This window comes from Pseudoalteromonas sp. SWYJZ98 (assembly GCF_015864495.1).
Lineage (GTDB): Bacteria > Pseudomonadota > Gammaproteobacteria > Enterobacterales > Alteromonadaceae > Pseudoalteromonas > Pseudoalteromonas distincta.
Genome location: NZ_JADYXA010000030.1, coordinates 16955 through 29074, shown reverse-complemented (window position 1 = coordinate 29074; position 12120 = coordinate 16955). Strand labels below are relative to the sequence as shown.

Sequence of the window (12120 nt, the reverse complement as noted above, 5' to 3'; positions counted from 1 at the left end):
TATGTTAAGCCACGTTGACGAAAACGGCCAAGCTAATATGGTTGATGTATCGCTCAAAGAAGTAACCCTGCGCGATGCCTCAGCTGAAGCCTTTATTAGCATGAGCAAGCTTGCCTTTGAGCAAGTAATGCTTAATCAAAACACAAAGGGAGATGTGCTAGGCGTGGCACGCATTGCAGGTATTCAAGGCGCTAAAAAATGCGCTGATTTAATCCCGCTTTGTCATCCGCTTGCACTTAGTAAAGTCGCTGTTGATTTTGAACTTGATGAAGCAAACAGCCAAATTAAAATAACCAGCTACTGCAAACTTGCAGGTAAAACGGGGGTTGAAATGGAAGCGTTAACAGCGGTATCTGTGGCTAGCCTTACTTTGTTTGATATGTGTAAAGCAGCCGACCCTCTAATGGAAATTAGCGGCATGCGCGTTACTCAAAAAGCAGGGGGCAAAAATGGTAGTTGGCAACGCGATTAATCCAAACGATGCAATATCTAGCGCCGGGAAAGTAGAGTTATTGTTTTTTGGGCAACTAAAAGAGCGGTTAAAGTGCAGTAAATTAAGTCTTGAGATTACGCAGCCGCTTACTATTTCAGAGCTTAAATTAAGATTAGTGAGTCAATACCCGCACTGGCAACCGTGGCTGGAAGAGCGTGAGTTACTTGCAGCGCTTAACCAAACTATGTCATCAAGCGACGAAATAGTGAAAGCAGGGGATGAGCTTGCCTTTTTCCCGCCGGTTACAGGTGGCTAATGAGCATACATATTCAAGTACAAACTGATGATTTTAATGTAGGTGACGAGCACAATACGCTTTGTAGTAATAATAAAAGCGATGGCGCTGTTGTTACCTTCACAGGTTTGGTAAGAGAGTTCAGCAGTGGCGATAACGTTATTGCACTTGAACTTGAACACTACCCTGGTATGACCGAGCAACTGCTTCAATCTATTGCAGAGCAAGCACAAACTCGCTGGCAACTGGCGCGAATATGTATTATTCACCGCGTTGGTTACATAGCACTTGGCGAGCAAATTGTATTTGTAGGCGTAACGTCCCGCCATCGCCAAGCCGCGTTCGAAGGCGCACAATTTATAATGGATTATTTAAAAAACCACGCCACGTTTTGGAAAAAAGAGCACTTTAAAGACTCATCAAACTGGGTTGAGTTTAAACAAAGTGACAAACAAGCGATGGGTAGGTGGCAAAAGAAGCCATAAATGTAATGTGTGGATAAAGATGCGTTTAAAATTTATCTCAAAAAGAGAATCAATAGAGTCTGCTGCTCTTTGGGTCGCGGCTCTATTAATTTTAGTAATCATGTTAGAGCTTATAACAGGCTGGTCGATAGGTGGAAAGAGCTCGCCGAGTAAATCTAAAAATATTAACCCTGAACAGTTTTGGTTTGAAATAAAATTGCACTGCAGCTTAGTCTTATGGTTGATTTTTAGATCATTTTTTACATTCCCATTTTTTAGAGCTATGTACAATAGCTTGCTTCATTTTAGGGAAAAACACAAAATTATATCAAATATCTTTTTTTATATACTGACCCCCATATTTGTTGTGTTTCTAATTTTAACTTTATTATATATTAACGACTTATAATATTACTTTGTTGATCATCAAGAATGAATGATGAAAATCTATACTCTCTTATTATTGGCTATTTTTATACAACCGTTCTGTATTTACTTTGCTTTATATGCAAAAGCAAAATATTCATCAGAAAATAAGCCAATTAATCAGCTCGCATTAGGTGTTACGCCAATTCTTGCATATCTATCTGCAGAAGATTTCTGGGGGGCATTTGTATTAATGTTTATGGTTACAGCAGTGTCACTTGTTTTATCGTTATTGCTAAACTTTAGATATGTGATGACAAGAAAAATAAATACGAGTGTAATCCTAACTTCAATCGTTTCATTCCTCTTAGTAGCAGGTTTCTTCTATTGGTTAGTTGGCCACTTTATAGTTGAAAACTGGTATGAAACATTCTGGCCTTCGCTTTATTTTTTTTTGGCTACTTTTTAGTGTTTTTGTTATAAAAATTATTGAAAAAAAGCGAAAAACTAAAGATGGACTGAGCAATATGCTGGTACTGGCTTTATGTGTTGCTGCGTCAGTTGTTTCTGCATTTGGGGATGCATTTATTTTATGCACACTTATTAATATATTTTTACTTATCCCAATAGGCGGCGCTATTGTGAGCAGTGGTGTTGACAAAACTTCTGCTGGTGGCATCGCCTTTTTTTATGGTTACGTATTTATTATGAGTTTGCCTATTTCTGGCCTGCTTTATTTAGCGCTTAGCTCTATTTAATACCTATCAAAAAATAGACTTAGATATTATTATAATTTAGCTCTGGGCTATTTAAAGTATTAATCAAAGGTTTTATATGAAAATAATCTCTACTAATATCTCTAAAATAAAAACGGTAGTGTATAACGGAAAAGAGGTTAAAACCGGTATTGTTAAAACCCCAACTAACGAACCTGTTGTTATTGAAAAGCTAAATATTATAGGTGACGAGCAAGCTGATTTAGTTAATCACGGCGGGGTAGATAAAGCGGTTTACGCGTTTTCGCACAATCATTATGATTATTGGAAACAAACCCTCGAGAATGATGATTTGGCAGTAGGTGCCTTTGGCGAAAACTTCACGATTTCTGACCTTGATGAAGCGAATATACACATAGGTGACCATATTCGAATTGGTACTGCATTACTTGAAGTAAGCCAACCTCGTGTGCCTTGTTTTAAATTAGCTATCGCCCTTAATAATAAAAACAGCCTTAAACTGTTTACGCAGCATTACTGCACTGGCGTGTATTTTAGGGTACTAGAGCAAGGCGTTGCAAAAACGGGTGATAGTGTTGTTATCGAGAAGAAAGCTTCGCACGACATATCAGTTAAAAAACTGTTCCAGGCATTTTTTGATAAAAAATATCCAGATTATGAAAGTGTATTATTAGCAGCACTCGAATTGCCCGAGCTTGCTCTTGAGTGGCACACTAAAATTAAAAAGAAGCTTTTTATTAAAAGCGAACAAAGTTAAGCATAAATTATTATTTATAGAGGACCTAGTAAAAAAGATAAAACCTGCTATACCTAATGTTATAAATACTATAATTATTATAGTGTTATTAAAAAACTGTTGGGTTAGTAGCTAAAATAGGTATCGTATATGAATATCTCTAGAAAACTGATGCTTATTGTGATTTTAACAGCTGCAGAGGTAAGTATTACTGTTTACTCAGCTTTTGAAATAGCTAAAGGGGCTTAGTTTCACCAGCTTAATTTTCTTCACTTAAAATATACTCATCAACTTACCAAGTCAGTTAAAAAATAGAAAATGATCTCCCCATAGATATAAATACCATTGAGTCAGATATATTGTTAATTAGGCAGCAACCAATTGAGTGTATTGAAGAAATAAATCCATTAAATTATGCTGTTATGAAATTTATTAACACAGAGCAAACTTTAACAATTTGTGAAAAAGACATAGAAAATGAATTTTTACGTTGGACTAACTGATTTACAAAGTTTTTTTGTAAACTATTTAAAATTGATTTTTCTTTTTCTGTAAGTTGTGAATCACTTGCTCGCTCGAATATCAACCATCCAAACTTAAGACCTGAGGGCAAAATAATAGGCGATATAACTCTAAATATTTTAAGGTCATGCTCAATAATCGATTCATTAAAAATATCATCAGATAGTTGCTCTTTAGCTACTGCTATTTCTGAACCTGATTTATATAGCTCAACGACACCTGCAGGCAGATTAGCAACAATAGAAAATGAGCTCGCATCAAAAATGTTTAAAATTAGCTCAGCAATGTTTTCTATGTTCGTTTGAATGTCATTATCAAGAGAAGCTGTTAACTGCTGCTCATCTATTAATAATACACCTTCTATATAACTCTCTACATTGGGCATTCAAACTCCTACAACAGTATTAAATATGCCTCATTAAAATGAGATGCAACAAATGATTAACTTATTGTAGTTGATTATTTTGAATACGTTGAATAATTTGCATTATAAATAGACGTCAAATTAGAGTTTTACCTTATTGTAGTCAGCAGGTTATGAATCAATTTTAAAATAAGGCAAAACTCAATCTGGGTGTGAAATTTGTAACTTAATAAATAACTATTATTTAGGGTAGTGTTCTTACTAAAGAGCAACATGCCCAAGTTAAAACAGCATATTTAATCGCTCAGTTGTACAATTTTTTGCGCTACGCTAAATAAGGTTTTATGCGTATCCATTGCTTGTTTTTGTAGCTGTTTATGGGCTTGCTCTTCGGTGAGCTTTAACTGCTCAATAAGTATGTACTTGGCTTGGTGAATTACCTTTTGCTCACTAATAACTTTTTTAGCGTCAAGTAACGCTTGGTTTATTTGTTTAATATGCTGGCTTTGCTCGATAATTAAATCGTACATACTTTTATTACTATTGAGCTTATCGGCCGCTATATTTTGGCTTACTTCTGGCTCTGGTTGCTTAATGGCTAATTGCCCAAAAGTCGGGGCTATGTGCTGCTCTGCCATATTGTTAAGTACTTGCTTATTTGTATTTAAACTACGTTGAGCACAGGCTATTTGCATTGCTGCGGTATCAATTAATTGATCTGCTATGTTTTGTTCAATTTTGTGCATTATATCTATGCGCGTAGTGGTTACTTCATACCATACTTCGCTTAGTTGCGAGAGCGGTTGAGCGTTTTCGTCATCGAGTTTTTGCAGTAAACTTCTAAGTTGATCTACCTGATTATTAACCTGATGTGTTGTTAACGTGGCAAAGCATTTTAAAAGGTGCGCATCGGCGTACTCATTAAAAAAGTCAAAGCTGTGGTTTTGCTCTTGTACGAAATGCGCGAGTTGTTGTTTTTGCTCAGTGGTAAATTTACTCGCCGCAAATGCTTGTGCACCACAGGCGCGCTCTTGTCCTGCATACTCTTTACCTTGCATAAAGTTAAAAAAGGCAACTAATAAACGCGTTATATTAGGATCGCTTGCGCCATCTGCTGCCTCTAAAATAATATTGAGTAAACTAGCAATTAACTGCGTGAACGACTGCGTAGCATGCACTGCACTAATGTTTTGTTGTGCTATTTGATTGCGTAGTTCGGGCAATGCGTCAAGTGTTTGCAGACTATAGGTAATTAAATTAAATAACCGAGTATGACCAGTATCGGCGTTGTCGTTTATAAATGTTTGTTTAAGAGAATTATAAAATGCAGTTTGTGCGCTGCTGCTTAAAGGGATTTGTTCTTGTAATTGGGTTTTAAATCGCTCTCGATTTGAGGCCAAAAATATATTACTCATTGCGCGTTCTTTTTGTAACTGATGTACAAAATCGCCTAATTTAGTAAGCGAGGCACAACTGTTTTGTAATTGCTTTAGCGCGTGTATTTCTTGATACTTAGCCGCTAATAAAAACTGTTTTGTGAGAGGATTGCTTGTCGCCATTGGTATTATTCCACACTTTTTTGTTTTTAAAGTGCAACCACTGTTCCAATCATTAATAAATTTCATCATTGAATTTAAAATCAAGCTAATACAATTGCTTAAAGTATTATTTTTATTTGTCACTGTGTTTCTATAATTTAACTTACCATTACTTTTAACTTATTTGGTGCATTTAAGCATGTTATTGCACACAACTTGAACCTAAATTAAAAACAAAAAAAGCGCCTACTCCTGGGGAGGTAGTAAGCGCGAAAAGTGCATTATTCATTTTGCATCATGCGTTAATATTTACACTATTTAGTAATTCAGGACTAATTGCCATTTTATGATTTATTACTTCACCAATCATAATTAGGGTAGGGCCTTGAAGGTCGTGTTTAGCATGCTCATTTACTACTAGTTCAAGCGTACTGGTAATTACCTTTTGCTTAGCGGTAGTAGCGTTCTCTATCAGTGCAATGGGCGTTTCACTTGGCCAACCCACTGATTGTAAACCGTTGCTTAGTGCTTGTAGGCGCGAAAGTCCCATATAAACCACTAAAGTAGGGTTGTTATTGCCTTGCTCAAATGCGTAATTTTTCCAATGAGGTTGCTTGTTAGGAGCGGCAAATTGCGCCGTTAAAAACGTAACACTACGCGCTACGTCTCTTGCTGTAAGCGGAATACCTGTATAAGCAGAAGTAGCGCAAGCCGTTGTTACACCCGGAACAATAGCAAAATTAATATTATGCTTTGTAAGCGCATCGGCTTCTTCGTTAATGCGTGCAAATATACTCGGATCACCTCCTTTTAAACGCACTACGTTTAAGCCTTGTTGCGCGTATTTAACCAGTAGTTCGCAAATGTTAGCTTGGGTCATCGAGTGCTTACCAGCACGTTTACCTACAAATACACGCTGCGCTTTTTTAGGCAGTGTTTTTAGTAAATCATCGCTTACTAACCAATCGTATAAAACAACATCGGCGGTATTAATTAAGCGCTGCGCTTTTACCGTAATTAGCTCTGCGTCTCCTGGGCCCGCACCAATTATATAAACGTTGCCGCTTTTGGCGCTGCGACTATTTGTGCTTGTTAGCTTAGTAACAAGCTTATTTAACCACACGTTTTCAATACCCGAAAAATAAGACAGTACACTCATATTATTCCCCTAAGCCACAGCTGTTGTAACTTTGGGTTCAGAGCTTATAAATACACTGCCGTCTTCAATTTTTGCACTAAAAACCGGTAAGTGTATTGCTTCTGCTTCTAAACATTCACCTGTTTCTAGGCAAAAGTGTTGCTTATATAAAGGCGATGCAACAACTAATTTAGTGTCGATAGAGCCAATAATGCCACGCGATAATACATTGGCTTTGCCAATAGGGTCGAAGTTGCTAATGGCAAACACAGCCGTTGGGTTTTGTGGAATATAAAAAATAGCCACTTGCTGATTATTAACTAATGCGCATACGCCGCTATTAGCCACTAGGTTGTCGATTGTTCCAATATTATGCCAAGACATCAGCTTGCTCCTCTTCAACTTCCATTACTGGAATACGGTTTTGTGTATTACGTTGCTCACGCTTTTCGGCTTCTGTAGCAGGGCGAATTTGGTTACGCTCTTGCACAAATAAAATATTGTCGTCGGTTTCGGGGCTATTAACAAACTGGCGGAATCGTTTGGCTGCATCAGGGCTTTCAATCGCTTTTTTCCACTCACACGCATAGGTTTGTGTAATTAATTCCATTTGCGCTTCTAGCTCGTCGCAAATGCCTAAGCTGTCGTCAATTGCTACGCTTTTAAGGTAGTCTAAACCGCCTTCAAGGTTTTCCATCCATACCGACGTACGCTGTAATTTGTCAGCCGTTTTAATGTAAAACATAATTACGCGGTCAATGTATTTAATCAGTGTTGGCGTGTCTAAATCGGTCGCAAATAAATCAGCATGGCGAGGGCGCATACCGCCATTACCACACACGTATAAGTTCCAGCCGTTTTCGGTGGCTATAATGCCAATATCTTTACTTTGTGCTTCGGCGCATTCGCGGGTACAACCCGATACCGCCATTTTAAATTTATGCGGTGCGCGTAACCCTTTGTAGCGGTTTTCTATTTCTATTGCGTGTCCAACGCTGTCTTGCACACCATAACGACACCACGTACTACCCACACACGACTTAACAGTTCTAAGAGACTTACCATAGGCATGACCTGTCTCAAATCCGGCTTCTATAAGTCGCTCCCAAATAACAGGAAGCTCTTCTAAGCGCGCACCAAATAAATCAATACGCTGACCACCAGTGACTTTGCAGTACAGGTTAAAGTCTTTTGCTACTTGTCCAATTACAATGAGTTTGTCGGGCGTTATTTCGCCACCAGCAATACGCGGTACCACAGAGTACGAACCATCTTTTTGCATATTTGCTAGGTATGTATCGTTAGTGTCTTGCAAGCCAACATGAGCGGGTTCTAAAATAAAGTCGTTCCATGTTGAAGCTAAAATAGAGCCAATGGCAGGTTTACATATTTCACAGCCATGACCGCTGCCGTGTTTAGTTAGTAAGTCATCAAAGCTTTTAATGCTTTCTACTTTTACCATGTGTAGTAGTTCTTGGCGTGAATACGCAAAGTGCTCACATACATGGTTGTTAACTTCAACACCGCGGCTTGCTAATTCGTTATCAACAACTGATTTTAATAACGCGGCACAACCACCACAGCCGCTTGCTGCTTTAGTGCATGATTTTACCGAGGCTAAATCGCATGAGCCGCCATCAATTGCACCTACAATGTCGCCTTTACTCACATTGTGACATGAACAAATAGTGGCGGTGTCGGGTAGGGCACTGCCCGATAACGACGGCGCGCCGCCGCTGTCTGGTAAAATTAAACACTCAGGGTTTTCTGGTAAGTCCATGTCGTTAAGCATGTACTGCAATAAAGTATCGTAGTCGCTGGTATCGCCAACTAGTACAGCGCCCAGTAATTTATTGCCTTTCTCACTTAGTATGATTTTTTTATAACAGCCGCGAATAGCATCTTGATATATAAGTTCTTTACAGTCTGGCGTTTTTGCGTGAGCGTCGCCAATTGAGCCTACTTCTACACCTAATAACTTAAGTTTAGTGCTCATATCGGCACCTAAAAACTCAAGCTTGCCACCACTTAATTGACTCGCTGCAACGCGTGCCATGTTGTAACCCGGTGCTACTAAGCCAAATAGTTTTTTGTCCCACATGGCACATTCACCAATGGCTAAAATATCAGGATCTGACGTTTGGCATTGGTTATTAATAATAATACCGCCGCGCTCACCGAGTTCTAAATCAGCAATTTTACCAAGTTGATCGTACGGGCGAATACCGGCAGAGAACAAAATTAGGTCTGTTTCTAAAAATGACTCATCCGAAAAGTTCAATCTAAAGCGACTCGTTTCGCCTTTTACTATTTCACTGGTTGCCTTTGATGTGTGTACCGTTACGCCAAGTTCTTCTATTTTATTTTTTAGAAGCGTACCGCCTTGCCCATCAAGTTGAACAGCCATAAGTTGTGGCGCAAATTCAACTACGTGGGTATCAAGCCCTAGTTGCTTAATCGCATTTGCGGCTTCAAGCCCTAACAAACCACCGCCAATAACTACACCACTTTTACTTACAGCGGCACTGGCTTTTATTTGTTCTAAATCTTCTAATGTGCGGTACACCAAACAATGGGGTTGGTCGTTACCTTTTATAGGCGGCACAAATGGGAACGAACCTGTAGCGAGTACAAGTTTGTCGTACGGGTATTGCTCACCCGTTAATGTGGTCACTATTTTTGCTGTTCTATCAATGTCTTCAACCCACTGGCTGGTATGCACATTAATATTAAGTTGTTTATAGTTGTCGTGAGTGGTGAGTGCTAAATCGGCGGCTGTTTTGCCATCAAATACACTTGATAAATACACGCGATCGTATGCAAGATTTGCTTCTCCGCAAAGTACAGTAATGTCTGCGTTGGCATCGCTTTGGCGCATTTGCTCAACAAAGTGGTGTCCGACCATACCATTACCAATAATGAGTATTTTTTGCGAGGTTTGCATAGGGCATTCCTTAAAGTGACGGTTTAAATACAAATAACAAAAAAGCCCGCCACAAATACGCATTATGCATAATTGTGTGCGGGCTTCTTTGCCGATGGTTGCTAATAGCTATAGTGCCAACAACCTAAATTTGTTGCCGTAAGTAAAACGGGCTTGTTAATAGAGTGTTTGCAAAAACATAGCCAGTTTTTTAAGTTATTGTTTAAATACTATTTAATATGTTTTTAGAGTGAATGAAAAACTCGTTTTGACATATGTTGGTGCGCGCCTGGCACTAAGAGGGTGCAAGTATTGTCATTGTTTTGTGCATTATCAGTCAATAAAACACCCATTATCATTGATTGTATATTGAGTTAAATTTAGCCCATAAAATACGTACACGTACTCTCACGGGCAAAATGATAAACACAAACTCAATAGATGCTTCACCTTTTCACGAAGGCGAGCTGGCAATACAAGACAAGCTCGGTAAACGAGAAATAATGGCAACATTTGGCAAACGTGCCGTGCGCTCATTTATGCCAGAGCAGCATCAGGCCTTTTTTTGAGCAGTTACCATTTGTGGTTGCAGGCAGTGTTGATGAAAATGCCGATGTGTGGGTATCTATTGTTTCATGGCAGTCAGGCTTTTTAAGCGCCCCCACACCTAGGTCGTTATTAATGACGCACGCGGTTGATAAAAACGACCCCTTACATGGCACGTTAAATATTGCCGGCTCGCCAATTGGTTTATTAGGCATTGAGCTAAGCACGCGTAGGCGTAACCGTTTAAATGTGCGCGTAGGTGAGGCAATTAGTGATAATCAGGTGAGTTTTAATGTTGATCAATCTTTTGGAAATTGCCCGCAATATATTCAAACGCGCGACTTAACGTTTAATAGAGATCCTTTAGTTAAAAGTAGTGCAGTACAAAAAGTTGAATTTAATACAATTGATAACGCAGCCAGTGCGTTAATTGACACCACCGATACATTTTTTGTATCGAGTTTTATAACCGCAAAAAACAATCCAAAAATTGAAGGGGTTGATGTTTCTCACCGTGGTGGGTTGCCGGGTTTTGTAAAGCGCGAAGGCAACACATTAACGATTCCTGATTACGCAGGTAACAATTTTTTTAATACCTTGGGTAACTTTTTATTAAACCCAAAAGCAGGTTTGTTATTTCCTGATTTTGACACGGGTAATGTATTAATGCTTACTGGCAGCGTTGAAATTTTATGGGACGGGCATCCAGAGTTAGAGGGCTTTATTGGCGCAGACCGAGGCTGGAAATTTACCCTCACTAAAGGAATGTGGCTTAAAAACTTACTCCCGTTTAGTGCTAAATTTGATGCTTATTCCCCTAACACTAAAATGACGGGCACGTGGCTTGAGGCTGATAAAAACAAACAAGCCGAAAAACTAAAACATACTTGGCAGCCTTTTAAAGTAACTAAAATAATAAAAGAAAGTAATGTAATTACCTCCTTTTATTTAGAAGGGCATAACAATACAACCTTGTTACCGTTTAAAGCTGGGCAGCATTTAACTGTACAATTACCAAGTAAAAATAGTCGCAATAGCAAAAACAGTAATAGCAAACCTGTTATTAGAACCTACACCGAGTCATCGAGCCCGCATGAACTATTTTATCGGTTATCGATTAAAAAAGAGCTTAATGGCGAGGTGTCTAACTACTTTCATAATAACGTAAAAGTAGGTGACGTTATTTTAGCTAAATACCCACAAGGGCAATTTTTTATTGACTCAATCAATACTAAACCAGCGGTACTCATTGGTGGCGGAATAGGCATTACACCCATGGTTTCAATGGCTAAACACATTGCCAATGAAGGGTTGAGAACCCGCTATACACGCCCTTTGCATATTTTTCACAGTGCTAAAAATAAACAGCAGCGTGCGTTTTATAACGAGCTAAAAACGCTTGCTGATACGAGTGGCGGCGCAATTGATTACTACTCACTTTTATCTCAGCCTGAGCTTGATGAAAAACAAGGCAATGGCTTTAACGTAAAAGATGAGGGCCTTAATTTAAAAGACGAAAGCTTTGATTTAAAAGGGCGAATAAATGCGGATGTGTTTAGATACTATTTACCACTTGATGATTACGAGTTCTTTTTATGCGGACCAAAAGCGTTTATGCAGCACGTCTATAACGAGCTGTTATTGCTCGGTGTGCAGGATAAAAACATATTTGCTGAAGCATTCGGGCCCTCCATTATTAAGCGAAAAGTGCTTAACACAAACGAAACGCCTAATAAAAGCAAAGAGATTAGCGTAGAAGAAGCAGACAACACTGTAATTAAATTCAGTAAATCGGGTTTTGAGCAGCGGTGGAACAAAGGTGACAATACATTACTAAATGTAGCCGAATCCCATGGTTTAGAACCTGAGTTTGGCTGTCGCAACGGCAGCTGCGGTAGTTGCGCTGTAAAAATAAACGCAGGCGCTGTGGTTTATCGCAATAACGTAAGTTACCCAGTAGAAACAGGGCAGGCGCTAATTTGCTGCGCCATACCTGCTAAAGGCGTTGAGATGCTTGATTTAGAGCTGTAGTATTTTGAAATATAGCGCTTTTAAATA

General features: G+C 38.9%; 12 protein-coding genes. 7 read left to right on the top strand and 5 right to left on the bottom strand.

Translation table 11 applies throughout. The features are described 5' to 3' along the window. Window position 1 precedes the first annotated feature (1 nt). The 5 genes from moaC (at window position 2) to I6F10_RS14975 (ending at window position 3052) form a co-directional block, all read left to right on the top strand. Complete coding sequence (gene moaC, locus I6F10_RS14995; RefSeq protein ID WP_165743821.1) at window positions 2-472, top strand: cyclic pyranopterin monophosphate synthase MoaC; 471 nt, start codon at window positions 2-4, stop codon at window positions 470-472. Then, complete coding sequence (locus tag I6F10_RS14990; protein WP_039488090.1) at window positions 450-749, top strand: MoaD/ThiS family protein; 300 nt, start codon at window positions 450-452, stop codon at window positions 747-749. Before moaC ends, I6F10_RS14990 begins: the two co-directional genes overlap by 23 nt. Beyond that, window positions 749-1213 carry a molybdopterin synthase catalytic subunit MoaE gene (gene moaE, locus I6F10_RS14985; protein WP_165743806.1) on the top strand — a complete coding sequence of 155 codons (465 nt, stop codon included), beginning with the start codon at window positions 749-751 and terminating at the stop codon, window positions 1211-1213. Before I6F10_RS14990 ends, moaE begins: the two co-directional genes overlap by 1 nt. A gap of 767 nt (window positions 1214-1980) precedes the next feature. Beyond that, a complete protein-coding gene (locus I6F10_RS14980; protein ID WP_165743805.1) occupies window positions 1981-2316 on the top strand; it encodes a hypothetical protein in 336 nt (111 codons plus the stop codon). Between the two features lie 76 nt (window positions 2317-2392). Then, the gene (locus I6F10_RS14975; protein ID WP_165743804.1) at window positions 2393-3052 is read left to right on the top strand and encodes an MOSC domain-containing protein; all 660 of its coding nucleotides are present in this window, start codon (window positions 2393-2395) and stop codon (window positions 3050-3052) included. A gap of 391 nt (window positions 3053-3443) precedes the next feature. On the opposite strand, the gene I6F10_RS14970 is transcribed toward I6F10_RS14975, so the two are convergent. From I6F10_RS14970 to nirB, 5 genes are all read right to left on the bottom strand, one after another. Then, window positions 3444-3938 (bottom strand): hypothetical protein, encoded by a 495-nt coding sequence (locus I6F10_RS14970; RefSeq protein WP_231619977.1) that lies wholly within the window; start codon window positions 3936-3938, stop codon window positions 3444-3446. A 275-nt stretch (window positions 3939-4213) separates the two neighbouring features. Beyond that, on the bottom strand, window positions 4214-5476 hold the full coding sequence (locus I6F10_RS14965) for a nitrate- and nitrite sensing domain-containing protein (RefSeq protein WP_165743803.1): 1263 nt from the start codon (window positions 5474-5476) through the stop codon (window positions 4214-4216). Window positions 5477-5750: 274 nt separating this feature from the next. Beyond that, complete coding sequence (gene cobA, locus I6F10_RS14960; protein ID WP_165743802.1) at window positions 5751-6614, bottom strand: uroporphyrinogen-III C-methyltransferase; 864 nt, start codon at window positions 6612-6614, stop codon at window positions 5751-5753. Between the two features lie 9 nt (window positions 6615-6623). Next, the gene (nirD, locus tag I6F10_RS14955) at window positions 6624-6977 is read right to left on the bottom strand and encodes a nitrite reductase small subunit NirD (RefSeq protein ID WP_165743801.1); all 354 of its coding nucleotides are present in this window, start codon (window positions 6975-6977) and stop codon (window positions 6624-6626) included. Then, complete coding sequence (gene nirB, locus I6F10_RS14950; RefSeq protein ID WP_165743800.1) at window positions 6964-9537, bottom strand: nitrite reductase large subunit NirB; 2574 nt, start codon at window positions 9535-9537, stop codon at window positions 6964-6966. Before nirB ends, nirD begins: the two co-directional genes overlap by 14 nt. Before the next feature lie 398 nt (window positions 9538-9935). On the opposite strand from nirB, the gene I6F10_RS20295 reads away from it, so the two are divergent. Next, window positions 9936-10085, top strand: a complete 150-nt coding sequence (locus tag I6F10_RS20295; RefSeq protein WP_231619976.1) for a hypothetical protein — start codon at window positions 9936-9938, stop codon at window positions 10083-10085. A gap of 13 nt (window positions 10086-10098) precedes the next feature. After that, window positions 10099-12093, top strand: coding sequence for an FAD-binding oxidoreductase (locus tag I6F10_RS14945; protein WP_331461832.1), 1995 nt, complete (start codon window positions 10099-10101; stop codon window positions 12091-12093). Window positions 12094-12120: the final 27 nt, after the last annotated feature.

Excerpts from the sequence above, each read along its gene's own strand:
- moaC (WP_165743821.1), top strand. The coding sequence starts at position 2 with ATGTTAAGCCACGTTGACGAAAACGGCCAAGCTAATATGGTTGATGTA.
- I6F10_RS14990 (WP_039488090.1), top strand. The coding sequence starts at position 450 with ATGGTAGTTGGCAACGCGATTAATCCAAACGATGCAATATCTAGCGCC.
- moaE (WP_165743806.1), top strand. The coding sequence starts at position 749 with ATGAGCATACATATTCAAGTACAAACTGATGATTTTAATGTAGGTGAC.
- I6F10_RS14980 (WP_165743805.1), top strand. The coding sequence starts at position 1,981 with ATGAAACATTCTGGCCTTCGCTTTATTTTTTTTTGGCTACTTTTTAGT.
- I6F10_RS14975 (WP_165743804.1), top strand. The coding sequence starts at position 2,393 with ATGAAAATAATCTCTACTAATATCTCTAAAATAAAAACGGTAGTGTAT.
- I6F10_RS14970 (WP_231619977.1), bottom strand. The coding sequence starts at position 3,938 with ATGCCCAATGTAGAGAGTTATATAGAAGGTGTATTATTAATAGATGAG.
- I6F10_RS14965 (WP_165743803.1), bottom strand. The coding sequence starts at position 5,476 with ATGGCGACAAGCAATCCTCTCACAAAACAGTTTTTATTAGCGGCTAAG.
- cobA (WP_165743802.1), bottom strand. The coding sequence starts at position 6,614 with ATGAGTGTACTGTCTTATTTTTCGGGTATTGAAAACGTGTGGTTAAAT.
- nirD (WP_165743801.1), bottom strand. The coding sequence starts at position 6,977 with ATGTCTTGGCATAATATTGGAACAATCGACAACCTAGTGGCTAATAGC.
- nirB (WP_165743800.1), bottom strand. The coding sequence starts at position 9,537 with ATGCAAACCTCGCAAAAAATACTCATTATTGGTAATGGTATGGTCGGA.
- I6F10_RS20295 (WP_231619976.1), top strand. The coding sequence starts at position 9,936 with ATGATAAACACAAACTCAATAGATGCTTCACCTTTTCACGAAGGCGAG.